A 23578-nucleotide genomic window follows, 5' to 3' on the forward strand; every position below is an offset into this window, starting at 1 on the left:
ACCAACGGTTGTCTCGCTCACTGCGCTGCCTCCGTGCTACCACTACCCTCGCCCGCAGGCCCTGCCGCGGTCAGGTGCTCGGCGACCTCCCACAGGCCCACCGACTTCGATGCCTTGACCAGCACCACGTCGCCCGTTTCGACCTCGTCGTCGAGCAGCGCGATGGCCGCGCCGATATCGGGTACGAGAATCGACTCCTCGCCCCATGAGCCTTCCATCACCGCTCCCTGATGCATCGCGTGGGAGGGCCTGCCCGTCCCCACCACGATCAGGCGGTCCACATCCAGGCGCACGGCGAGACGTCCGATGCGGTCGTGCTCGATCACCGACTCCTCGCCGAGCTCGCCCATCTCGCCGAGCACCGCCCAGCTGCGGCGTGGCTCGGTGCCCGCACGCGACATAGTCACCAGTGCCTTGAGCGCGGCTCGCACCGAATCCGGGTTGGCGTTATAGGAATCGTTGACGACGGTGACGCCCACCGCGGTGGTCGTGACATCCATCCGCCGGGCCGAGGCAGCTCGCGCACCGGACAACGCGGCGGCGATGGTGTCGAGGTCGGCACCGCATTCCAGGGCTACCGCAGCTGCGGCAAGCGCATTGCCGACCTGGTGTTCGCCGTGCACGGCCAATTGCACCGGAATGCTTCCGGTGGGGGTATTCAGGGTGAAACCCGCGCGCGCCTGGTCATCGAGCCGGACATCGGTGGCTCGGATATCGGCGCGCTCGGCCTGACCGACCGTATGCACCCTGGCGTCGGTGCGAGTCGCCATCGCGGCGACCTGCTGATCGTCGGCGTTGAGTACCGCCAGACCATCCGACGGCAGCGCCGCGACCAGCTCGCCCTTGGTCTCGGCGATCGCCGCACGGCTGCCGAACTCACCGAGGTGCGCGGTGCCGACATTGAGCACGACACCGATGCGCGGCGGCGCGACCCGTGCGAGTGCCGCGATATGGCCGGGACCGCGCGCGGACAGTTCCAGCACCAGGAAGCGGGTGCCCGCGTCGGCGCGCAGCGCGGTCCACGGGTGACCCAGTTCGTTATTGAACGATCCGGGCGGCGCCACCACCGGCCCCAGCGGCGCGAGCACGGCGGCGAGTAGATCCTTGGTCGAGGTCTTACCGGAGGACCCGGTGACCCCGACGACAGTGAGTCCGCCTGTCGCACTGAGCCGTTCGACGCTCGCGCGTGCCAGTGCCGCGAGCGCGGCGAGCACCGCGGCACCGGACCCGTCCGAATCATGAGCCAGCGCAACCGAACTCGCCGGGACCGCACCCGTGCTCGGCGCGACGACGATGGCGGGCACACCCACCGGGCGCGCCGCGAGCACCGCGACCGCGCCTGCGGCGACCGCCGTCTTCGCGAAGTCGTGGCCGTCGGAACGCTCGCCGGGAACAGCGAGGAACAAATCACCGGAACCGATTCGGCGCGAATCGAATTCGACCGAACCGGTTACCGTCACCTCCGGGTCGGGTACGTCGTGCAGCGTGCCGCCCACGACATCCGCGATCTCCCGCAGTGTCATTTCGATCATGAAACCGTCAAGTCCTCCGCGTCCGAACTCTGCGGACTTCGTTGTGCTTGCTGCTGTGTGGTGGTCTGGTCGCTCCCCAGGCGCCGCTCCAGTGCCGCCGCGAGCACGTCGCGGTCGTCGAACGGATGCTTCACACCCTGGATCTCCTGCCCTGCCTCATGTCCTTTGCCCGCGACGAGCACCACGTCACCTGGACGCGCCCAGTCGACGGCGGCGGCGATGGCCTCGGCACGATCGCCGATTTCCCGGATCTCGCCGCGCCGCGCCGCCGGGATCTGTTGCGCGCCCGCGTGCATGGTCGCACGGATGGCCGCCGGATCCTCGGTACGCGGATTGTCGTCGGTGATGATCAGCAGATCCGCACCGTACGCCGCGGCCGCGCCCATGAGCGGACGCTTGCCCGCGTCGCGGTCGCCGCCGGCGCCGACGACCACGGCCAGACGCCCGGTAGCTTCTTCCGTCGCGGCGGCCGTGAGGTACCCCCGCAGCGTAGCGATCACCGATTCAACGGCGGCGGGCTTGTGTGCATAGTCGACGACGGCGAGGAAGTCCTGGCCGCGTTCCACCCGCTGCATGCGGCCGGGCACATCGACGGTCGCGAGCGCGGGGGCGGCAACGGCGGGATCGGCGCCCGCCGCGGCGCACACGGCAACCGCGAGAAGCCCGTTGGCGATGTTGTAGCGGCCCGGAAGCCGCAGGCGCACATCGATGTTCACCTCAGGTCCGGCGGCGGTGAATTCCTGCCCGCCTCCGGCCACGGTCACCGCGCCCTCGGCACGCCAGTCTGCGGTGCTCGCCACGGTCTCGCCGGTGGAAACTGTCACCGGGCCCGCGAGATCGGCAGCAAGTCGCCGTCCCCACTCGTCGTCGACGCAGATCACTGCGGTGCGGGCGGCGATCGGCGACTCGGGCTCGAACAGCCTGCGCTTGGCGGCGAAGTAGTCCTCGAAGTCGGCATGGAAGTCCAGGTGGTCCTGCGACAGGTTGGTAAAGGCGCCGACGGCGAAGCGCACGCCATCGACACGGCCGAGTGCAAGCGCGTGACTGGACACTTCCATCACCACCGCGTCCACCCCTTGTTCGACCATCAGTGCGAACATGGCATGCAACTGTGGCGCCTCCGGGGTGGTCAGCGCGCTCGGCACCCGCTTGCCGCCGATCCTGGTCTCGATGGTGCCGATCAATGCGGTGGACAGACCGGCGGCGGCCAATCCCGCCTCAACGAGATACGCGGTGGTGGTTTTCCCAGATGTGCCGGTGATGCCGACGATGCGCAGCCGGTGCGACGGATTGCCATACAACGCGGCCGATAGCTCGCCGAGTGCCGCACGTGGCGATTCGCGCACCAGCACCGGCACGCCGAGGTCGCCGACCTGTTTCGCGCCCGCCGCGTCGGTGAACACCGCGATCGCACCGCGTTCGACGGCCTCACGCGCGAAGCGGGCACCGTGGGCCCGCGCGCCGGGGAGCGCGGCGAACAGATCACCTGGTGCCACCGCGTTCGAGCGTTGTTCGATACCGGTGACCTGGACCTCCGCCGGGACAACTCCTGACGTGCTTGCGCCGGTCAACTCCAGCACGGTGGATAGCGGGGTCGACCGCGGCTGGGTCGGCCGGAGCGCGTGCGGGCTGGACTGCGCGGGCACGGGGCTCCTCTCGAGAATTGACGCGACTACTCGGACAGGGACGAATTGGGTTCGATAACGACGAGTCAGATTACCGACGTCGACTCACGCCCGGACAACGCGGCTCACACATTGCTACGGAGCCTGCAGAACGAACCGCCTGGCCGGTTCCGTGGAGGGTGGGATGCGGTCGCGCTGCAACGCCCACGAAGCGATGTTGTGGAACAGCGGTGCGGCCGAGCCGCCACCGCTGCCGTCGGAGCTGCGTATCGGCGCGTCGAGCATCAGGCCGATGACATAGCGCGGGTTGTCCGCGGGCGCCATCCCGGCGAAGGTGATGTAGTACGACGACGTCGAATAGCAGTTGCAACCCGGATCGACCTTCTGCGCCGTACCGGTCTTGCCGGCGACCTGATAGCCCTCGACAGCGGCCGGACTGCCGGTGCCCATCTGCACGCCCATCGGATCCTTCTGCACCACTGCCTGGAACATGGTACGCAGGGTGGCCGCGGTCTGCGGGCTCACGACCCGGACACCGTCGGGCTGCGACTCCTCGGTGCGGGTGAGATCGGGGGCGATCTTGGCCTTGACGATGCGCGGCGGAATCCGCATACCGTCATTGGCGATCGCCTGGTACATCGCCGTCATCTGTAGCGTGGTCATCGAAAGCCCCTGGCCGATGGGCAGATTCGCGAAGGTGCCGCCGGACCACTGATCCCTGGCGGGCACCTGGCCCGGACTTTCGCCCGGCAGTCCGACGCCGGTCCGCTGGCCGAGACCGAAACGGCTCATCATGTCCGCGAACCGATCCTCCCCCACCCGCTGCGCCAGCATCAATGTGCCGACATTGGACGACTTGCCGAAGATTCCGGTGGTCGTATACGGCGCGACGCCATGGGCCCACGCATCGTTGACGGTGACGCCCGACATCCGGATATCACCCGGAACCTGCAGCACCTCATCGGGATTGGTCAATCCGTATTCGATGGCCGCGGCGGCGGTGACGATCTTGTTGACCGAGCCCGGTTCGAACGGGTTCTGCACCGCGGGATTATTCAGTTCGGCGGAGCCCCAATGCTCCGGACCCAGCTGCGGGTTGAACGTATTGTCGTTTGACATCGCCAGCACCTGACCGGATTTGGCGTCGAGCACGACAGCGGAGGCCGAGTTGGCGCCGGACATCTCCTTGGCCTGCTGCACCTGTTGCTGTACGTAGTACTGCAGATCGGAGTCGATGGTCAGTTCCACGCCGTTGCCGTTCACCGCGGACTGCTTGTCGCGCCAGCTACCGGGAATGATCGCACCATCGGAGCCGCGATCGTAGGTCTGCGACCCGTCGGTGCCCGCCAATACCGCATCCATCGACGATTCGAGTCCGATCTGGCCGTGGCCGTCCCACCCGGTGGCGCCGATAACGTTAGCGGCGAGAGATCCACCCGGATGGTCGCGTACGTCCTCGCGATCGGCTCCTACCTCCGGGAACTTCGTCGTGATATCGGAGGCGATACGCGGGTCGACCCGGTGTGCCAGATAGACGAATGTCTTGTCGCTGCGCAGGTTTTCGAGCAGATCGGATTCAGAGGGCCCAGCCTTGCCAAGTTTTTCATGAATGGTCTTCGCGATTGCCTTCAGCCGCTCGTCGGGATCGGGCGCCTTCGAGCTCTTGGCTTTTGCGTCCGCCAGGTCCTTGCGGACTTTCACCGGTTGGAAGGTCAGCGCTTTGGCGGTGACGGTGAAAGCCAGCGACTTGCCGTTGCGATCGGTAATCGGTCCGCGGGTGGCCGCCTCCGGCTCATGAGTGGTGCGTTGGCTGGCCGCTTGTGCGGATAGACCGGGGGCGGCGATGCTCTGCAACCACAACAGCTGCAGGGCCACAACCACCAGCGCGACCAGCATCACGACCCGACCGACACCCAGGCGCAGCCGCAACGGTCCGTCGGCGGTCCGCTTCGTCCGGCGCTTCGGTTTAGACGCGCCAGATGGATTCGGCCCGCGTCGCTTGCGCGGCGCGGGCCTGGTCTTGGTCACTGCGCCCCTCCATCGGGCGCTGCCGGCTCCTGCGGCGGCTCCGAAGCCGGTGATTGGGGAGCTTGCGCCTGCGGCGGCACTTGACCTTCCGGCGCCTGGGCTTCCGGTGCGGCCACGCCTTCCGGTGCCGGAGCCTCGGGCACCTGACCTTCCAATGCCGAAATCTCCGGTGCGGCGGGTAGCGGCGTCTCGACCGAGGCCGGTGCTTCCACCGGCGCGGGCGCCACCGGTATCTGCGGTATCGGCGCGGGAACGACAGGCGGCGGCACGGGTGCCGGGCCCGCGGCGACGGGCACCGCGTCGGTCGGGGCCGGTGCGGCGGTATGTCCCTGCGTCCCATTGGCCAGCACTGTGTTCGGCTGGCCTGGTGCCGACCGCGGACGTGAGGTGGGTACCGGCACCACCCGCTCCCCCTGTGCCAGGACATGGCCGGGCTGCGCGGCGCTCGGCGCGGGTGGCGCACCGTTCAGCGGCGGCACCGGTGGCCCCTCGGCCGGAGTGGGCTTCCCGACTACGATGACGGTTCCATCCGGAGCCACCACAATGCGTGCCGGATCCTTGGCCGGGATCATGCCGAGTTCACGCGCGCGAGCCGCGAGTTCCGGCGCCGAATCGGCCGCCTCGACCTCACGCTGTAGTGCGGCCCGCTCCTCGGAGAGCTTCCGGTTGACCGTCCGGGCATCGCCGAGCTGATAGCTATCCTCCGCGGCACGAGTGGTCAGCAGCAGCGTGACCGCGAGGCCGCAGCCGAGTAGCGCAATGATGGCCACCACGAATGGAATTCGGGTCGCCATGCCCGACACCCGCTGACGCGGCAGCTTCGGGGTGTCGTCGAGCTGCTCGGCACGCACCCGACGGCGGGCATAAGCTCGTTGCGCCGCACCGGATTTCACCCGCTCGGCAGCCTGAACGCGGCGGGCGACCCGGCCCGGCGCCTCGACGGTGCGCGTCCGAACACTCATGAATTCGCCTCCTCCGCTGCAGCGGGACAACCGAATCCGATCGGCCTGACGAGCGATTCACGTCGATACCTCATCAGACCTCCTGGATTCTCTCTACGGCGCGCATCCGCACGGGTGCCGCACGCGGGTTTTCTTCGATCTCCTGTTCCGTCGCCTTCTCGGCGCCGCGGGTAAGCAGCTTGAATTCCGGTCCCATGCCGGGCAATTCGACCGGTAGATCCACCGGGGTACGCGATGTTGTACGCGGCGCGAGCTCCTGTTTGACCACCCGGTCCTCGAGCGACTGGTAGGACATCACCACGATCCGTCCACCGACCCGCAGTGAATCGAGAGCCGCGGGCAATGCGGCGCGCAGCGAATCGAGTTCGTGGTTGACCTCAACGCGCAGCGCCTGGAAGGTGCGCTTGGCCGGGTGTCCGCCGGTCCGCCTGGTCGCTGCCGGGATGGCGGTGTAAAGCAGCTCGACCAGTTCGGCACTGGTGGTGAAGGGCTTCTGCTGGCGGCGGCGCACTACCGCGCTGGCGATCCGGCCCGCGAAGCGTTCCTCCCCATAGGTTTTCAGCACCCTGGCCAGCTCGCCGTGGGTATAGGTATTGAGCACGTCGGCCGCGGTGAGGCCGGTCGTCGGATCCATCCGCATGTCCAGCGGCGCGTCGACGGAGTAGGCGAAGCCGCGATCAGCCTCGTCGAGCTGCATCGAAGACACCCCCAGATCCATCAGAATGGCACTCACCGAACCCCTCGAATCGAGATCCGCCTCGCGCAGCGCCTCGGCGATGCCGTCATACCTGGTGTGCACCAGCGTGATTCGGTCCTCGAACGGCTTCAGCCGTTGCGCGGCCAAGGCCAGCGCCGAGGTGTCGCGATCCAGCCCGACGAGACGGATCCCCGGATAGGTGCGCAGGAAATGCTCGGCATGTCCACCGAGCCCGAGGGTCGCGTCCACATAGACCGCGCCGGGCTCGCTCAGCGCGGGACCGAGGAGTTCATCGGCTCGCCGCAGCAGAACCGGTACATGACGGGGACCGTGCTGTTCACGGTTCACCTCGACCTCCCGGGATTCTGCCTCGCATCGTCGCCTGCACTACCCGCCAGCGCTCGCCGGACGGATGCCCGACCATCGGACACGGGTCGCGTTGTTACACAGCTGCTTTCGAAATACGAATGCCGCGTGGTCTCTGCCCGAAACACGGCACCTGGCGTCGGGGAAGTACGTCAGGGTCCACGTCCGGACAGAGGCCGCGTGGCACTCGTTCGCGTGGTTAGAAGATTCCGCCCAGCGACTCGTCTCTCGCGTCCGCGTAGTCCTCCTCATGCTCGGCGAGGTAGGACTCCCACGCTTGCTTATCCCATATCTCGAGGAAGTCGACCGATCCGATCACGACGCAGTCCCGCGAAAGGTTCGCGTAGCGACGATGATCGGCCGACAACACGATCCGGCCCTGTGCGTCCGGACGTTGTTCGTCCGTTCCGGCCGCGAGTGCCCGGACGAACGCGCGAGCCTGCGGATTACTTCGAGATGCCGCCGCGGCCCGACGAGCGAGCGCGGTGAACTCATCCTTGGGGTACACGGCAAGGCTGTGGTCCTGACCCTTCGTGACCATCAACCCTCCCGCCAGATCGTCTCGAAATTTCGCAGGCAACGTGAGTCGCCCCTTGTCGTCCATCCGGGGTGTGTAGGTACCGAGAAACATCTCGACACCTCCTGGATCCACCCCGCCTGCGCGGAGAGTACGACCACCTCGGATGTATGACTTCCCTGTAGTGCGCGCTCCACATTACCCCACTTTCCCCCACTTTCAATCGAAACTCGAGGTGATCTGGATCCCCGGCTCAACGATTCCGCAGGTCATCCCAGCTATCACCACGGTGGGGAGGATTTTGCGTGTTGGCCCACACAGGCCGACCGACACAGCGGGCGTCCGACAACAACCAGCAAACCCCCTGGTGCGACCCCACTCAGGGGATGAATGGGGTGAAAGTGGGGGAACTCGGTGGGGCGATGTGGGGCACTGCGGAGACCGGGCCGAAAGATCGTCCGATGGCTCGGCGTTTCGCATAACACATGGCGACGCCGCACCGTTTCGGTGCGGCGTCGCCATGTGTTATGCGGGTGCCGATCAGAATGCGGCTAAGAGCGAGCTACTCCTGCTCGAACCGTCGCCGGAATCGATCCTCCATACGCTCGGAGAAACCACCGGACTTGCGCTGACGCCCACGTCCGCTCGATCCGCCGCTCGTGCCACCGGACGGGGCATCGCCCGACCGGTGGTCCCCCTTGGCCACACCCTTCGAGCCGCCGAGCAGCAGGAGCACGCCAGCGGCGAACATCACGATAAATCCGATCAGGCTGATGATCGGAAAGTCGCCGAGCTTCACCGGAGCGGCAATGCCGGCGACGAGCAAAAACAAACCAAGGACGAACAGGGCTGCGGCCTGGAGTCTGCGACGACTCGAGGTCGAGCGAAGACGTCCGCCGCGGACGGACGAGGCGAACTTCGGATCCTCAGCATAGAGAGCGCTCTCGATTTGTTCGAGCATGCGCTGCTCGTGCTCGGAGAGTGGCACGGTACCTCCCCCGGCACTAGGACTTGGCTGGTCGCCTCCGGGTAGGCGACAAATAGCCGACCTTGGCGGCTATCTGACACCAATGATACGAGTTCGATGAGGGCCGTACCACCTAATGGGTACAGCTGAACGAAGTCCGTCGTCCGCGTGCGCCCGACCGGGCGAAGACCGGACAACTCGCCGACGCGCCGATAACTATGCGGTCATGCCTCCGGTCCAGCCCGGAGCAGGGCGCAATCGCGCGCCGGCATCGATGAGATCCTCCACGTCGTGCAGGAATGCGCCCACCCGCGAACAGAACTCGTCGGCCAGCTGGTCATCGATATCGCGGTCGAGCCCGGCCTCCAGCGCCGCCCGCGTCTGCGAACGCGCACTGAAGTAGTCAGCCCACATGACGAACTCGGGCGCGGCACGCTGCAACAACACCCACGCATTGCGCGAACGCGCTCGTGGCGCGGCGTCAGCCCCGGTGAACGCGAGCACCGAGCCCGCGCCACGCAACGCCGCCAGATACGCGGTCCGGAATCGCTCTCGGGGATCCTCCTCACCCGCCGCCTGCATCAACAGGCCGTCCGCTTTTTGCAGCAGTTTTCCCGCTCGACCCGGCTGCCCCGGGTGTTCGGTCCGACCAGACATCTCCCCATCCCTCCGCAATCGCACATCTGCCGATTGGTTGCGTTGGATCGAACTTCTCACCCACCGCGCGAATCGAACGGATATTCGAACGTTTGAATTGAGATTGAATATAGAGACACCCACCGACAAACTTCCGCGCCACAGCGGCCCGACGAGAGCCATGACTGCCGTCAAGCCCAATCACACCCCCGCACCCGTCGTCGTCGACCTCTCGGTCACGGCCCTGCGCTCCCGGCTGCACGATGCTCTGGCCGTGTATGTCACGGCCATGGACTATCCGCGCGGCACCGAGCAGTACCGCGCGCCGATGTGGACCGAGCACACCACCCGCTCCGGCTGGCAGGCGGTCGCGGCCGTCGTGCCCGACGATTCCGGGCATATCGACCTTCGATCGGCACCCATCGTGGCGATCGCGTATGGCTATCGTGGTGCCGCACACCAGTGGTGGCATCAACAGGTACACAGCGGTATGCGCCGGTCGGGCTGGCCGGAACACTCAGCGCGCGACCTGCTTTCGGACTATTTCGAACTCACCGAACTCCATGTGCACCCGGCCGCACAGGGCCGCGGCATCGGCTCGACCCTGCTGACCAGGCTGCTGCAGGACCGCCCCGAACGCGCGGTATTGCTGTCGACACCGGAGGTCGAACGTGAGGAGAACCGCGCCTGGAGATTGTACCGGCGGCAGGGATTCACCGACGTGGTCCGGGATTTCGTGTTCGCCGGCGATACCCGCCCGTTCGCCATTCTCGGCCGACGGCTGCCGATGTGATCGGGCCGGACGTCGGGTCTGCCGACGCGGCCGAGCGGGCCACATGACGGTTCTTGTTATCGGCTCGGGTCACAATGCGCTGGTCGCGGCCTGCTATCTGGCGCGTGCCGGTCACCGCGTCGAGGTGCTCGAGCGCGACGAGGTGCTGGGCGGCGCCGTGTCGACCGTCGAGCGTTTTCCCGGACATCTTGTCGATCGGGGATCATCCGCGCACATCATGGTGCGCCACACCGGGATCATCGAGGACCTCGAGCTAGAGCGCTTCGGGTTGCGCTATATCGACTGCGACCCTTGGGGTTTCACGCCAAGCGGGCCCGGCGGCGACACGCCGATCGTGTTCCATCGCGATATCGACCGGACCTGCGCGTCCATCGCCGCGGCGTGCGGCACCCGCGACGCGGCCGCCTACCGGCGCTTCGTCGAGGTCTGGGGACCGCGCACCGCGCGGGTGATGCGCGCGTTCGGCGGAACTCCCACGCCCGGCCACCTACTGCGCTCGTTCTGGGGATTGGACGCGCGCGGCGGTAGCAGCGCGCTGTCGCGGGAGTTCCTGCAGTCCGGAGATGCCCTGCTGGATCGCTACTTCGACAACGAGCGACTCAAAGCGTCTCTGGCCTGGTTCGGCGCCCAGTCCGGCCCGCCCATGTCCGAACCGGGCACCGCACCGATGGTTGGGTTCGCCGCCCTCATGCACACCCTGCCGCCCGGCCGCGCCGTCGGTGGCAGTGGCGCGCTGGCCGCGGCGCTCGTCGCCCGGCTGCGTGCCGATGGCGCCACGGTGACGGCGGGCGATGCGGTGACCGCTCTGCAACGGGCCGGGAACGGATGGCGGGTACGCACCGCGACCGGCCGAAACCTGCACGCGGACACCGTAATAGCGGGCACCCACGTGCTGGCCACCCTGGATCTGCTTCGAGAAGGCGGATTCGACGATTCCGTACTCGACGACTGGCAGCGGCGAATTCGAGTCGGCCCGGGAACCGGCATGGTGGTGCGGCTGGCCACCGACTCGCTGCCCAACTACCCTGGCAGCTCGACCGACGAATCCGCGCGCGGCTTGCAGTTTCTGGTGACCGATCGTCGGCAGTTGCGGCTCGCGCACGGCGCCGCCCTCGCGGGGGACCTGCCGCCGCGCCCGGTCGTGCTGGCCATGAGTTTCAGCGCACTGGACCCGACCATCGCGGCGCCCGGCGAGCATCAGCTCTCACTGTGGGCGCAATGGCATCCGTATCAGTTGGCTGACGGCAGCGACTGGGCCGACCACGCAGACCGCGAGGCCAACCGCATTATTGCCGAAGTCGATTCCTATGCACCGGGTTTCGCGGAATCTATCGTACGAAGATTTGTGCAGACACCGGTCGATCTGGAGCGTGAGATGGGATTGCGCGGCGGCAATGTAATGCACGTCGAGATGTCCCTCGACCAGATGATGATGTGGCGGCCACTGCCGGAGTTGTCCGGGCAGCGGGTGCCAGGCGCGCCCGGCCTGTATCTGACCGGCGCGTCGACGCATCCGGGTGGCGGCGTATCCGGGGCGAGTGGCCGCAGCGCGGCACAGCTCGTCCTGCGTGATCAGCGACGGAATCGGTTTCCGCTGCTGCGCAAGCGATGACGGACTCGATCGAAGCGAACCGGATGTTCTCGCGTGTGTGGCAGGCGATTTCGGCCGCGTGCATGATTCTGCTGATTGCCGCTCAGATCGGCTATCCGCTGAGCAGTGGCGCGGCGCGGGATCGGATCACCGTCGTCGTCGTACTGCTCTCGGTGGCGACGGCCCTCGCGCACGCGGTGGTGACGCGCGGGGCGCACTACGCCGCTGGGTTCCTGGCTATCGTATCGGGTCTCGGTTTGCTCTCCGAAATCGTCGGCACGGCAACAGGATTCCCGTTCGGAAGCTACACATACGCGACGGATCGGCTCGGTCCAGCGATTGCCGGGGTGCCGCTGGTCGTCGCGCTGGCCTGGACCGGCGGGCTGTACCCGATCTGGGTTGTCGCGGGCTTGTCGACACGGCGGGCGGTCGTGCGAATCGGACTCACCGCCATGGGGGCGGTGGGATGGGATCTTTTTCTGGATCCGCAAATGGTTACCGACGGACAGTGGAATTGGTCCGACGCCGATTCGGGGCTGCCCGGGCTGGCGCAGATTCCGTACACCAATTACCTGGGATGGTTCGCGGTGGCGGCGGTGATGGCGCTGGCGCTCACGATCTGGGATCGCACCGCCGCGCACACCGGCTCAACCGTGGTGCCGGTCGTGGTGTTTCTGTGGACATGGCTCGGATCCGCCCTCGCACACGCCGTGTTCCTTGGTCTGCCCGCATCGGCCCGCTACGGCGCGGTCGGGCTTGGGATTCTCGGGATACCGCTGGTGGTGTGGCTCGTACAGGCTCGGCACGAACTCGGGCGGCAGCGGTTCCGCCCGTCGTGTACCCATCCGAGCCGACGGCCTGGCACGATGTGAGCCGTGCAGCCGAGCCCTCTCACCACAACACCCGACGCGCCGACAATATCGGCGTCGCGCTCACCCCGTCCCAGGACCCGGATAGCGGCCGCAGTTCTGCTGGCGGCGCTGTTGGTCCCCGTGCTCGCGGGCTGCCTACGCGTACAGGTTTCGATGGGCGTGTCGTCCAATGATCGGGTATCCGGGCGAATCGTGGCCGCGGTCGTGCCCGCGGACGCCAATGACAAGGGCCCGCAGCTGAAAGCCCCCGATGCGCTGGCCGCCAAGGTGCGCGTGGAGCCCTACAGCCAAGACGGCTACGTGGGCAGCAAAGTCTTCTTCGAGGATCTCTCCTTCGGCGAGGTCTCCCAACTCGGCGGCATGTCCGAACAGACACAGGGCATGTTCAACCTGCAGTTCCAGCGCACCGGTGACCTGGTGAGCCTCAACGGCAGGGTCGATCTGAAATCGGTACCCCCGCACGGCTCGGACGTACAGTTCGTCGTGGCGTTCCCGGCTCGGGTCGCCAAGACCAACGGCAACCGCGAGGACGACTCGACGGTGTCGTGGAAACTGCCGCCCGGCGATGTAACCAACCTGCGCGCCGAGGTCAGCTACGCCGACCCCAACACCCGCTCGTTCGCGGGCTGGGCAGGCATCGTCGGTGGCATCACCCTCGCCGTGGCCGCCATCATCGCGGCGCTGGCGTACATAAATCGCAACCCGGCACCGCCCGGAGCGCCGGAAGGATTCTCCTTCAGCAGCATGCGGCGACCACGGCAGCAGGTTTGAGGTCAGCGTTCGACAGGCCGATCGCCGTGACGGTGGCTCGCGCAGGCACCGGTATCGCGCTACTCGGCGCGGCGATCGCGCTGTACAACCGGGTGACCATTCCTCGACTCTCCGAGACCGCGACGAACGCCGAGCCGGTCACGGTGTGCGTGCCCGCTCGGAACGAGGCCGCACGGCTCCCCGCGCTGATCGCTGATCTGCGTGCCCAGGTAGGCGTGCCGGAACTGCGAGTGTTGATCCTCGATGACGCCTCCAACGACGACACCCTCGGCGCGGCCACGGCGGCCATCGCGGGCGATGAACGATTCACGGTGATTCGCGGCGAGAACGAACCCGATCCCGGATGGACCGGCAAGGCCGCGGCCTGCGCTCGGCTGGCCGCGCTGGTGCGTACGCCGACGCTGGTGTTCCTCGATGCCGATATTCGATTGGCGGCGAACGCAATCGCCGCCGCGACGGTGCAATTGCGTCGCCACGGTGTCGCACTGCTGTCGCCGTGGCCATGGCAACGATCGGGATCGGTGGCCGAGGCCTTGGTGCAACCGCTGCTGTGCTGGTCGTGGGCCTCGACACTGCCGATCTCGCTCGCCAATCGCAGCACCCGGCCCTCGACCGTCGTGGCATGCGGGCAGTTTCTGGTCCTCGACGCCGCGTCGTACCGGGCCATCGGCGGGCACGCCACGGTGGCGGCCAGTGTCACCGAGGACCTGGATATCGCTCGTGCCCTGCGGCGTTCGGGTTACCACACCGAGCTCGTCGCCGCTGGGGCGCTGGCTAGCACCCGAATGTATTGTGGCGCTGCCGAAGTCGAGGCGGGGTATACCCGCTGGCTGTGGTCAGCTTACGGGGGGTCGGTGGGCGTGGGCGTGGGAGCTGTTGCGGCGCTGGGGTATTGGGTTCCCGTGGTGGCGGCTTTCGTTGGTCGGGATGCGGTACGGCGGGCCGGGGTGGTTGGCTACGGGGCGGCGGTGGCGGGGCGGGTGCTGGCACGGGCCACTGAGGTTGGCGGGGGTGTGAGTGTTGCGGATGTGATTGCGGCGCTTGCGCATCCGGTGTCTGTTGGGGGTTATCTGTGGTTGTGGGTGCGGTCGCGGCAAGTGCGGCGGCGGGGGGCGTTGCGGTGGAAAGGGCGGGATTTGTTTTTGGGCGCTGGTGCGGGGTGTTGGCGGTTCTGAGGTTCGGGGCGGACTGGGTTGCTCGGGGCTGGTGGTGTGGTGAGTGGGGTTGCGGGGGACTCGGGGTTTGGGTAGTCCAGTGAGGTTTGCTGTGTTTATTGGCCGCTGGCGCGGCGTGTTCGCGGCCCCCTTTGGCTCGCGTCCGAGGGGCAAATACTTGCTCCTTCGTCGCATCGTATTTGCCCCTCGGACGCGAGCCGGCCGCGAACTCTAGTGCTCGATCTCGCTACGCTCGAAAACTGTTGTCGCGCCCAGTGGGTGCGCAAGAGGGCTCGTGCGGCACCGGCTACTTCTGTACACAGATAGGTGCTGTGGTTTCACAGCCGAGAGGCTCGGTCTCGCTACGCTCGAAAACTGTTGTCGCGCCGAGTGAGCACGCGAGTGGGCTCGTGCGGCACCGACGGTTTCTGTACCCAGTCAGGGGCCGTGCTTTAGCGGTTGGGGGCTCGGTCTCGCTGCGCTCGAATTGGCGAGTTGGCGCCTGTGGGGGGCTGGCGCAGCACTGACGGTTTCTGTACCCAGTTAGGGCTGCGCTTTGGGGGTTGGGGGGCTCGGTCTGGCTGTGCCCGAAACTGGGGTGCGGCTCGTGGCACTTCAGCGGCTCGTGCGGCACCGGCAGTCATGGCGAGTGGGCACGTTGAACTGTCACGGGTTGGGGACCCGCTTCGGTTTCAGACCAGCGCCGGTCGGCGTGGCGGGTTGCTGAGACTCTCGGGCGTCTGGATAACAGCTGCGATGTCTCGTTCCGCTTCGGGTCGGAACTTTCGACCGATGCGGGCTCGGTGGTGAGGATGTTGGTGTGGCACTTGCTGTTCGGCGGGCGGGCGGTGCTTACCGCCGTGCTATCGGACCGACGTAATACCTACTGTTGGCAGGAAGAAGCAGGGGTGGCCGCCGTTGTCTACGGTGCCGAAGACTGCGGCCAGGACTGTGCCGGAACCGGTGTCTACGGGGATGGCGCGGACGCCGCCGAGAGGGAGAGCGGCGGCGAAGAAGTCGTGGATGGCGCGTTCGGCGAGGGGGCGGACCTCCGGGGGGACCTCTGGTGGCACCATGGCTTTGAAGATGTCCGTCAGGGGGCCCATCGCGGCGGTGCCGCTGCGGCCGTTGCTCAGATTCAGCCAGGCGATCTGCATGCCCGACACCGTCGAAGTGTCGGCACCGATGCCGTAGGGCACGAAGGTGAACATGGTCTGGCCGGTTTTTACCGCGGTCAGGTCGAGGCCGGGGATGGCGACGTTCGTCTTCGGCCACGGGCCGGGGACGGCACCTGCGATCGCGGGGACCAGACCAAGGGTGCTCGAGTCCGAGCAGAACGCCGCGACCGTTGGGTACAGGAACGGGTCCATACCGAACGCCTTCAGCGCGTCGAGCGCCGATTGATAGACGCCGAGTAGGTCATTGGGTGTGGCGGTTGCGGTCGCAGCCGGAACCGGCTCTGCGGGTGTGGCCGTCGCGACGGCCGGGATGGCAAAGGCCAGCGCGGTCGAACTGGTCGCAATGGCGGCGAGTGTGGTGATACGGCGCAATACGGTCACGAGCGGGGCTCCTCAACGTCGGCACGATCGAGGTCAGAGAGTACTCCGGCAAATGCGCATAACAGGGGTTATTTCGATTGGCAAACCCTCGGCGCGTCGCGTGGCCCGATGTTGCCTCTTACCGATCATTCGGGCCCGGCCGCTTCGCGTGCCGTCGGCCCTCAGGCGCTGATCGGGGCGGCCGTCACGCCGTAACCGAGATTATTGAGCACCTCACTGGTCGCTTTCGCGAAGTTGAGGGTGATGAAATGCAGGCAGGGCGCGCCCTCATCGATGAGTCGCTGACCTATTTCGGTGGCGATCTCGATGCCGACCTCGCGGACCGCGGCCTGGTCGGGGTTCGAGGTGTCGCCTGCCGCACGGTGCAGCCGGTCTATCACGGCGCTCGGCAGTGGGCGCCCGCACAATTCCTCGGCGCGGGCGACGGTGCGCAACGAGGTGATCGGCATCAGTTCGGGGATAATCGGTTTGGCGCCCTCGACCGGATCGAAGGCCGCGACCCGATCACGCAGGCGCAGATAGTGTTCGACGTCGAAGAACATCTGGGTGATCGAATACTCCGCGCCCGCACGCAATTTCGCGGCCAGGAAGCGAGTGTCGCTGTCCAGATCGGGCGAATGGTGGTGGCCCTGAGGAAACGACGCGACACCCACATGGAAGTCACCGAGGTCGCGCACGATACGCACCAGCTCCTCGGCGTAGGTGACACCCTGGGGATGTTTGGTCCAATCGCCGAGCGGATCGCCGGGCGGGTCACCGCGCAGCACCAGAATATTACGGATACCGGAGTCGGCGTACGCGCCGACCAGCGAGCGCAGCTCGGCGAGGCTGTGCTCGACAGCGGTCAGATGCGCCACCGGCAGCAACGTGGTTTCCTGGGCCAGCGCGCCGGTCACCCGGACCGTGCGGTCACGCGTCGACCCACCCGCGCCATAGGTCATCGAAACAAAGGCCGGATGCATCCGTTCGAACTGCCGCACCGCACGCCACAGTCTGGCCTCGGCGGCGGCGTCACGCGGCGGGTTGAACTCGACGGAAAACGGCACCGCGCTGCCCGAATGGACTCGCAGACTCTGCACAACCGAGGGTGTACCAGAGACGATCGGTGGCGTCGGGGACGGCCGGCCAGGGGTCGAGCGTCGCCGCACGTTATCGAAAGTCACCAGTCCAGTGTAGTGGTGGACGGTCGCGGTCCCCTCGGGTTACTCGGGTCACACGCGTATTCTTCGACCTGGCGGCATGTACGCCACCGCTGAGCAAACATCCGTTCGCTCCGCCCGCACCGATTACATTCGACGCCGCGCCACACCCGCCCGGCGCAGTTCACGGATCGCACGACCTTGGAGGCTCCCCTGTCCGCCGGAACCGGTATCCAGCCGCCTCGGGATACGCCGCAGGCCGGGGTGTCTTCGTCGCGAGTACCCGACGATGACACCGCACCGGTCACCGACTACGCCGCGCTGCGAGCCGGAACACCGGCCTTCGTCGCTGCGGTAGAGACGTCACTCACCGCCTTCTTCCGCACCCGCCGGCCTACTGTCGAACCGCTCGGCGCGATTTTCGTCCAGGCCGCGGACACGCTCGAACAGTTCGTCCTGCGCGGCGGCAAGCGAACCAGGCCCGCTTTCGCCTGGACCGGCTGGCTCGGTGCGGGCGGCGATCCGGCCGCACCCGAAGCCGCCGCAGTGCTCAATGCCTGTGCCGCACTGGAATTGGTACAGGCGTGCGCGTTGATTCACGACGACATCATCGATTCCTCTCGCACCCGGCGCCGCTTCCCCACCGTGCACGTCGACTTCGAGCAGCGCCACCGTGATCGCGGGTGGGCCGGCGATGCCGAGCACTACGGCACCAGCGTCGCCATCCTCGTCGGCGACCTCGCGCTGGCCTGGGCCGACGATATGGTGCACGCCTCTGGTCTGGATCCCGCCGCGATCGCCCGATTCGCACAGGTCTGGGCGCTGATGCGCACTGAGGTACTCGGCGGGCAGCTGCTCGACATCAACGGGGAGGCAGGTGGCGACGAATCGGTGGATGCCGCGTTGCGGATCAACCGCTACAAAACCGCCGCATATACCGTCGAACGTCCGCTACACCTCGGCGCGGTCATCGCCGACGCCGATCCGGGCCTGATCGAGGCATACCGCACCTTCGGCACCGATATCGGCGTCGCCTTCCAGCTGCGTGACGACCTGCTCGGTGTCTTCGGTGACCCACAGGTCACCGGAAAACCTTCGGGCGACGACCTGCGCGAAGGCAAGCGGACCGTACTGGTCGCGGAGGCACTGCGGCGCGCCGACACCACCAACCCGGCCGCCGCCGCCCTCCTGCGCACCAGCCTGGGAACCGACCTCACCGCGGATCGGGTGGAGCACCTACGCGTCGTGCTCACCGAACTCGGCGCCGTCGACGAGGTGGAACGCCGTATCGCCGACCTCACCGAACAGGGTCTGACAGCGATCGAATCCAGTGCCGCCACCGCCGCGGCAAAGGAGCACCTGCGTGGCATGGCGTTGGCCGTGACCAGGCGCACCGCATGAGTCCCCGGCGCTCGAGCTGAGCGACGCATGAAAACCAGACGCATGAAAACCATTGGGGCACAGCGCGTCCAGTATGCCCCCCGGCGTGAGATGCCCCACTGACCGCTGATGAAACCAGCCGGACGACGTCGCGGCCCGGCAAGGAGTACGAGATGAAGACCGTCGCCGGACCAACCGATCGCGTAGTAGTGGTCGGCGCGGGCCTATCCGGGCTGGCCGCCGCGCTGTATCTGACCGGCGCCGGACGTAGCGTGACCCTGCTGGAGCGGGCCGACCACCCCGGCGGCCGGGTGGGCCGCTATCGCGGACCGGACTACGAGATCGACTCCGGCGCAACCGTGCTGACCTTGCCGGAGCTGATCAACCACGCCTTGGCGGCCGTCGGACAGACCCCGCAGACGTGCACACCGCCGCTGCGGATCCACCAACTGACTCCCAGCTATCACGCGAAGTTCGCCGACGGCGCCACCATTCGAGTATTCGCCGACCCGGAGACCATGGCCGCCGAAGTAACCCGCACCTGCGGCGCCGAGGAAGCGCGTGGCTATCGGCGGCTGCGATCCTGGCTTGCGGGCATCTATGACGCCGAGTTCGGCGAGTTCATGGACACGAACTTCGATTCTCCGCTGGATATGGTCCGCAAGCCCGCGAAGCGTCGCGCGCTCGCGGCACTGCTGCGGCTCGGCGGGTTCGGCAGGCTCGGCCCGCGCGTCGGCAAGTTCCTGCGCGATCCACGCCTGGCGCGACTGTTCACCTTCCAAGCCCTCTACGCCGGTATGCCGCCCGCGCGGGCGTTGGCCGTGTACGGCGCGATCCCACATATGGACACCTCGCTCGGCGTCTATTTCCCCCAGGGCGGGATGAGCGCGATTGCCGTCGCCCTCGCCGACGCTTTCACCTCGGCGGGCGGCACCTTACTGCTGAACACCGAGGTCACCGGGATCGACTACGCGGGCCGACGCGCACAGCGGGTCCGGACCGCCGACGGCCGCGGCTTCGACTGCGATGCCCTGGTACTCACCGCCGACCTCGGCTCGATCGAGCGATTCGGCGTGCGCCGCCGCAGGCTGCGTGCCGCGCCCTCGGCCGTCGTCGCGCACGGCACCGTTCCCGCCGAGATCGCCGCTACCTGGCCCGTGCAGGCTCATCACACCATCGAGTTCGGTGCGGCATGGGATCGAACATTCGACGAGATCGCGACCGGGCGCGGCAAGGGCAGGCTGATGAGCGATCCCTCATTGCTGCTGACCCGCCCCGCGCTCACCGACCCGGCCCTCCACATCGACCGACCCGAAGGCCGCCACGAACCGTTCTCGCTGCTTGCACCGTGCCCCAACCTGGATTCCGCACCACTGGACTGGGACCGGATCGGACCGTTCTACCTGCGTGAACTCCTGGAAGTGCTGGAATCACGCGGCTATCACGGCATCGCCGAACACTTCACCGTCGATCATCTCGACACCCCGTCCACCTGGCGTGACCAAGGCATGCTGGCGGGCACGCCATTCTCCGCCGCGCACCTGTTCCGGCAAACGGGACCATTTCGTCCACGCAATTTTCCACGCTCCAGCGACAATGTGGTTATCGCCGGTTGTGGCACCACGCCGGGTGTGGGAGTACCGACCGCATTGCTGTCGGGAAAACTAGCGGCATACAGGATTACCGGCGTCACGGCGCCCACTCGGGATGAAACCCCGCGCACCACCGGGATAGTGTTCCCGGCGAACCATTAAACTCAACGCCGACCTATTCGCTCGCGGTACCGCCGCCCATAAATCCGGGGGGGAACAACACCACATGCCACCCCCCGAGACCAGCGCCGCAACCGGCACCGAGGACGTCATCATCGAGACGCATGCGCCGCTCGCGGACACCGTCACGCCGGATTACCCGCCCAGCGCGCGCGACATGAGCGCAACGTCCGGGCACGGACTCCGGCGGTGGATGCGAACCTCGGCGGATTTCCTCCGCAGCCCAGAGGGGCACTCCGCGCTACTCGGGTTCTTCGGCGCTGCGATGATCACCTTCGGCGGATTCGGTGCGGGCAGTGTCCGCGAACGCGATCCGATCCTCGAGGCAATGCACCTGTCCTGGCTGCGATTCGGCCACGGTTACGCACTGTCGACCATCGTGATCTGGGTCGGCGTGCTGCTGATGATCACCGCGTGGGTCCGACTCGGCCGGACCACCATCGGCTTCGGGGACAGACCCGACGCGGGTGTCACGCTCAACGAGTTGCGCGCGATCGTCGGTATCTGGATCTTCCCGCTACTTTTCGCAGCACCGATGTTCAGCCGCGACGCCTACTCGTATCTGGCGCAGGGCGCGCTGTTGCGTGACGGTTTCGACCCGTATCAGGTCGGCCCGGTCGCCAATCCCGGTGTGCTGCTCGACAATGTGAGTCCCGTTTGGACCACAACCACCGCACCCTACGGTCCGATCTTCCTGCTGCTCGGCCGCGCGATCACCGCGATCACCGGCGACAACGTGGTGGCCGGGACGATCGCGCTGCGCCTGGTCATGCTGCCGGGGCTGGCACTGATGATGTGGGCGGTGCCATATCTGACCAAACACCTCGGCGGCAAGCCTGCGGTCGCGCTGTGGTTGGCCGTGCTCAATCCACTGGTGCTCATCCACCTCATCGGCGGCGTACACAACGAAGTGCTCATGGTCGGCCTCATGTGCGCGGGAATCGCGCTTGTGCTGGAGCGGCATCATGTTGCGGGGATAGTCGTCGTCGCGATCGGCGTCGCCATCAAGGCCACCGCTGGGATCGCGCTGCCATTCCTGGTGTGGATCTGGATGTTGCATGAACGAGAGCGCCGGGCGATGGAACGGGCGGCGGCTTCCCCTGGGGCAACACAGGCACTCGAAGGTGAGCCCGACGCCGCCCGGCCGAGCGAGGAAATGCCGCATCCCGCAATGATGTTCGCCAGGATCGCGGGGCTCGGGCTCGGCGTATTCGCGGTGGTGTTCGCGCTGGCCTCACTTGCCGCCGGGGTCGGCATCGGCTGGCTAACCGCGTTGTCGGGGTCGAAGAAGATCGTTAATTGGTTGTCGCTGCCGACGATCATGGCGCATGCGACAACCTGGGTAACGCCGTTGACACGGGATTCGGTGCTACCAGTAACCAGGATGATCTGTGCCGTTGCCCTGGTGGCGCTGCTGGCGTGGACGTGGTGGCGGTTCCGCCACAGTGAGCGCGAGGCCGTGCTCGGCATCGTCATCGCCTTCGTCGGCATTGTTGTCCTCTCGCCCGCCGCGTTGCCCTGGTATTACTCCTGGCCCCTGGCGTTGGCTGCGGGTTTCGCGCTGTCTACCACCACATTGATGGTGCTGGTCGGCCTGTGCACCTGGCTGATGTTGGTGTTCCAGCCGGACGGTTCGATCGGGCTCTACAACTTCTGGCACGTCGCCCTCGCGACCTTCGCCGCGGTGGTGGCGGCGCTGTCGCTGCGGAAGGTGGACCCGCTGCGTTTGCGAGCCAGCCCGGCGGATCCGGCACCGTCACCGCGTCGATGACAGGCGCAGGGCCGACCGGCACCAAACCGACAACCGCCGAATTAGCCGCCGCCTACCGCGTATGCAGGCAGGTCGCCGCCGAACACGGCCGCACCTACTTTCTAGCAACCCGCCTGCTGAGCGCCGAGCGAAGACCGGCGGTGCACGCGTTGTACGCGTTCGCCAGGATGGTCGACGATATCGTCGACCACGCCGAGGCCATCGACCTCCAGGACACTTCCGACCCGACAGCGAACGCCTATCGCATCGAAGACCATGCCGGACTGCTGGATCGCATCGAGAAACAGCTGCGCAGCAGACTCGAAGGCAACCCCCTGTCCGAGCCCATCGACGACCACCGCCACCGAGTCCTGCTCGCGCTCACCGCCACCATCGAACGCTACGGCATTGCGCCCCAGCACTTCTGGACGTTCATGGACGCCATGCGCATGGACATCCCCGGCACCCCCCAGTACCGCGACCGCTATGCCTCGATGGCGCAACTGCGCGACTACATGCGCGGCTCCGCCGCCGCGATCGGACTGCAACTGTTGCCCGTCCTCGGCACCGTTGTCCCTGTCTCCGAAGCCGAACCCGCCGCCGCAGCGCTCGGCGAGGCATTCCAGCTCACCAACTTCCTCCGTGACGTCGCCGAAGACCTCGATCGCGGCCGCGTCTACCTCCCCGCCGACGAACTCGCCGCCTTCGGCGTCAACCACGACCTGCTCGCACACTGCCGCCGCACCGGCCACACCGACCGCCGAGTCCGTCGCGCCCTGGCCAACCTCATAGCCATCAACCGCGGCATCTACCGCCGCGCCGCCCCCGGCATCCAGCTACTAGAACCCCGCGTCCGCCCCGCCATCCGCACAGCCAGCACCCTCTACGCGGCCATCCTCGACGAAATCGAACACTCCGACTACGCCGTCTTCAACCACCGAGCAACGGTCCCAACCCACCGCCGCCTCCGCGTAGCCACCGCCGCATTCACCACCACACTCCCCCACCTCTGACCGCGCAGAAACAAACCCCGCACGAGCCCACTGACGCGCCACGAGCCGCGCCCCACTTTCGAGCGCAGCCAGACCGAGCCCCCAACCGCTAAAGCACGGCACCCCCCGACTGGGTACAGAAACCATCGGTGCCACACGAGCCCACCTACGCGCCCATTCGCCATGACACCAGTTTTCGAGCGTAGCGAGACCGAACCTTTCGGCTGTCAAACCACAGCACCTATCTGTGTACAGAATCGGTCGGTGCCGCACGAGCCCCCTTGCGCGCCCACTCGCCACGACACCAGTTTTCGAGCGAAGCGAGATCGAGCACTAGAGTTCGCGGCCGGCTCGCGTCCGAGGGGCAAATACGACGCGACGCAGGAGCAAGTATTTGCCCCTCGGACGTGAGCCTTAGGGGCCGCGAACACGCCGCGCCAGCGGCCAATAAACACAGCAAACCTCACTGGACTAC

19 protein-coding genes are annotated in these 23578 nt (G+C 67.0%); 9 read left to right on the forward strand and 10 right to left on the reverse strand.

Going from position 1 to position 23578, the window contains the following annotated elements; all coding sequences use genetic code 11:
* Positions 1-17: 17 nt before the first annotated feature.
* The 8 genes from LKE06_RS20330 to LKE06_RS20365 all read right to left on the reverse strand — a co-directional run bounded on the left by LKE06_RS20330 (position 18) and on the right by LKE06_RS20365 (position 9351).
* Positions 18-1532 (reverse strand): UDP-N-acetylmuramoyl-tripeptide--D-alanyl-D-alanine ligase, encoded by a 1515-nt coding sequence (locus LKE06_RS20330; RefSeq protein ID WP_228000892.1) that lies wholly within the window; start codon positions 1530-1532, stop codon positions 18-20.
* A complete protein-coding gene (locus LKE06_RS20335; RefSeq protein ID WP_228000893.1) occupies positions 1529-3178 on the reverse strand; it encodes a UDP-N-acetylmuramoyl-L-alanyl-D-glutamate--2,6-diaminopimelate ligase in 1650 nt (549 codons plus the stop codon). The genes LKE06_RS20330 and LKE06_RS20335 overlap by 4 nt, the downstream gene beginning before the upstream one ends.
* A gap of 114 nt (positions 3179-3292) precedes the next feature.
* Complete coding sequence (locus LKE06_RS20340; protein ID WP_228000973.1) at positions 3293-5053, reverse strand: peptidoglycan D,D-transpeptidase FtsI family protein; 1761 nt, start codon at positions 5051-5053, stop codon at positions 3293-3295.
* A gap of 128 nt (positions 5054-5181) precedes the next feature.
* Positions 5182-6147, reverse strand: coding sequence for a cell division protein FtsL (gene ftsL, locus LKE06_RS20345; RefSeq protein ID WP_228000894.1), 966 nt, complete (start codon positions 6145-6147; stop codon positions 5182-5184).
* 73 nt (positions 6148-6220) lie between these two features.
* Positions 6221-7192 (reverse strand): 16S rRNA (cytosine(1402)-N(4))-methyltransferase RsmH, encoded by a 972-nt coding sequence (rsmH, locus tag LKE06_RS20350; protein WP_228000895.1) that lies wholly within the window; start codon positions 7190-7192, stop codon positions 6221-6223.
* Between the two features lie 217 nt (positions 7193-7409).
* On the reverse strand, positions 7410-7841 hold the full coding sequence (gene mraZ, locus LKE06_RS20355; RefSeq protein WP_228000896.1) for a division/cell wall cluster transcriptional repressor MraZ: 432 nt from the start codon (positions 7839-7841) through the stop codon (positions 7410-7412).
* A gap of 448 nt (positions 7842-8289) precedes the next feature.
* Entirely contained in the window at positions 8290-8715 is a 426-nt protein-coding gene (locus tag LKE06_RS20360) for an SCO2097 family morphological protein (RefSeq protein ID WP_228000897.1), read from the reverse strand.
* 195 nt (positions 8716-8910) lie between these two features.
* On the reverse strand, positions 8911-9351 hold the full coding sequence (locus LKE06_RS20365) for an SAV_6107 family HEPN domain-containing protein (protein WP_228000898.1): 441 nt from the start codon (positions 9349-9351) through the stop codon (positions 8911-8913).
* 160 nt (positions 9352-9511) lie between these two features.
* Between LKE06_RS20365 and LKE06_RS20370 the strand changes: the two genes are divergently transcribed.
* Genes LKE06_RS20370 through LKE06_RS20390 form a run of 5 tightly spaced genes read left to right on the forward strand, consistent with a single transcriptional unit; the run spans position 9512 to position 14532 of the window.
* Positions 9512-10123 (forward strand): GNAT family N-acetyltransferase, encoded by a 612-nt coding sequence (locus LKE06_RS20370; protein WP_228000899.1) that lies wholly within the window; start codon positions 9512-9514, stop codon positions 10121-10123.
* A 43-nt stretch (positions 10124-10166) separates the two neighbouring features.
* A complete protein-coding gene (locus tag LKE06_RS20375; RefSeq protein ID WP_228000900.1) occupies positions 10167-11735 on the forward strand; it encodes a phytoene desaturase family protein in 1569 nt (522 codons plus the stop codon).
* A 23-nt stretch (positions 11736-11758) separates the two neighbouring features.
* A complete protein-coding gene (locus LKE06_RS20380; RefSeq protein ID WP_228000974.1) occupies positions 11759-12586 on the forward strand; it encodes a carotenoid biosynthesis protein in 828 nt (275 codons plus the stop codon).
* Between the two features lie 45 nt (positions 12587-12631).
* Positions 12632-13357, forward strand: coding sequence for an LppM family (lipo)protein (locus LKE06_RS20385; RefSeq protein ID WP_372477400.1), 726 nt, complete (start codon positions 12632-12634; stop codon positions 13355-13357).
* A gap of 20 nt (positions 13358-13377) precedes the next feature.
* A complete protein-coding gene (locus tag LKE06_RS20390; RefSeq protein ID WP_228000976.1) occupies positions 13378-14532 on the forward strand; it encodes a glycosyltransferase family 2 protein in 1155 nt (384 codons plus the stop codon).
* An 842-nt stretch (positions 14533-15374) separates the two neighbouring features.
* On the opposite strand, the gene LKE06_RS20395 is transcribed toward LKE06_RS20390, so the two are convergent.
* Both LKE06_RS20395 and LKE06_RS20400 read right to left on the reverse strand, forming a co-directional pair.
* Complete coding sequence (locus LKE06_RS20395; RefSeq protein ID WP_228000901.1) at positions 15375-16070, reverse strand: hypothetical protein; 696 nt, start codon at positions 16068-16070, stop codon at positions 15375-15377.
* Positions 16071-16231: 161 nt separating this feature from the next.
* Complete coding sequence (locus tag LKE06_RS20400) at positions 16232-17233, reverse strand: methylenetetrahydrofolate reductase (RefSeq protein WP_372477395.1); 1002 nt, start codon at positions 17231-17233, stop codon at positions 16232-16234.
* Between the two features lie 177 nt (positions 17234-17410).
* Here LKE06_RS20400 and LKE06_RS20405 point away from each other — a divergent pair, with 177 nt between their 5' ends.
* From LKE06_RS20405 to LKE06_RS20420, 4 genes are all read left to right on the forward strand, one after another.
* Positions 17411-18610 (forward strand): polyprenyl synthetase family protein, encoded by a 1200-nt coding sequence (locus LKE06_RS20405; protein WP_372477396.1) that lies wholly within the window; start codon positions 17411-17413, stop codon positions 18608-18610.
* Positions 18611-18762: 152 nt separating this feature from the next.
* Complete coding sequence (gene crtI, locus LKE06_RS20410) at positions 18763-20343, forward strand: phytoene desaturase family protein (protein WP_228000902.1); 1581 nt, start codon at positions 18763-18765, stop codon at positions 20341-20343.
* Positions 20344-20518: 175 nt separating this feature from the next.
* On the forward strand, positions 20519-22132 hold the full coding sequence (locus LKE06_RS20415) for an alpha-(1->6)-mannopyranosyltransferase A (RefSeq protein WP_228000979.1): 1614 nt from the start codon (positions 20519-20521) through the stop codon (positions 22130-22132).
* On the forward strand, positions 22129-23124 hold the full coding sequence (locus LKE06_RS20420; RefSeq protein WP_228000903.1) for a phytoene/squalene synthase family protein: 996 nt from the start codon (positions 22129-22131) through the stop codon (positions 23122-23124). Before LKE06_RS20415 ends, LKE06_RS20420 begins: the two co-directional genes overlap by 4 nt.
* Positions 23125-23578: the final 454 nt, after the last annotated feature.

The organism is Nocardia australiensis, from assembly GCF_020733705.1.
Classification (GTDB): domain Bacteria; phylum Actinomycetota; class Actinomycetes; order Mycobacteriales; family Mycobacteriaceae; genus Nocardia; species Nocardia australiensis.

Bases quoted from the DNA above. Each gene is read 5' to 3' on its own strand.
- LKE06_RS20330 (WP_228000892.1), bottom strand. From the start codon at position 1,532: ATGATCGAAATGACACTGCGGGAGATCGCGGATGTCGTGGGCGGCACG.
- LKE06_RS20340 (WP_228000973.1), bottom strand. From the start codon at position 5,053: ATGCTGGTCGCGCTGGTGGTTGTGGCCCTGCAGCTGTTGTGGTTGCAG.
- ftsL (WP_228000894.1), bottom strand. From the start codon at position 6,147: ATGAGTGTTCGGACGCGCACCGTCGAGGCGCCGGGCCGGGTCGCCCGC.
- mraZ (WP_228000896.1), bottom strand. From the start codon at position 7,841: ATGTTTCTCGGTACCTACACACCCCGGATGGACGACAAGGGGCGACTC.
- LKE06_RS20365 (WP_228000898.1), bottom strand. From the start codon at position 9,351: ATGTCTGGTCGGACCGAACACCCGGGGCAGCCGGGTCGAGCGGGAAAA.
- LKE06_RS20370 (WP_228000899.1), top strand. From the start codon at position 9,512: ATGACTGCCGTCAAGCCCAATCACACCCCCGCACCCGTCGTCGTCGAC.
- LKE06_RS20375 (WP_228000900.1), top strand. From the start codon at position 10,167: ATGACGGTTCTTGTTATCGGCTCGGGTCACAATGCGCTGGTCGCGGCC.
- LKE06_RS20380 (WP_228000974.1), top strand. From the start codon at position 11,759: ATGTTCTCGCGTGTGTGGCAGGCGATTTCGGCCGCGTGCATGATTCTG.
- crtI (WP_228000902.1), top strand. From the start codon at position 18,763: ATGAAGACCGTCGCCGGACCAACCGATCGCGTAGTAGTGGTCGGCGCG.
- LKE06_RS20415 (WP_228000979.1), top strand. From the start codon at position 20,519: ATGAGCGCAACGTCCGGGCACGGACTCCGGCGGTGGATGCGAACCTCG.
- LKE06_RS20420 (WP_228000903.1), top strand. From the start codon at position 22,129: ATGACAGGCGCAGGGCCGACCGGCACCAAACCGACAACCGCCGAATTA.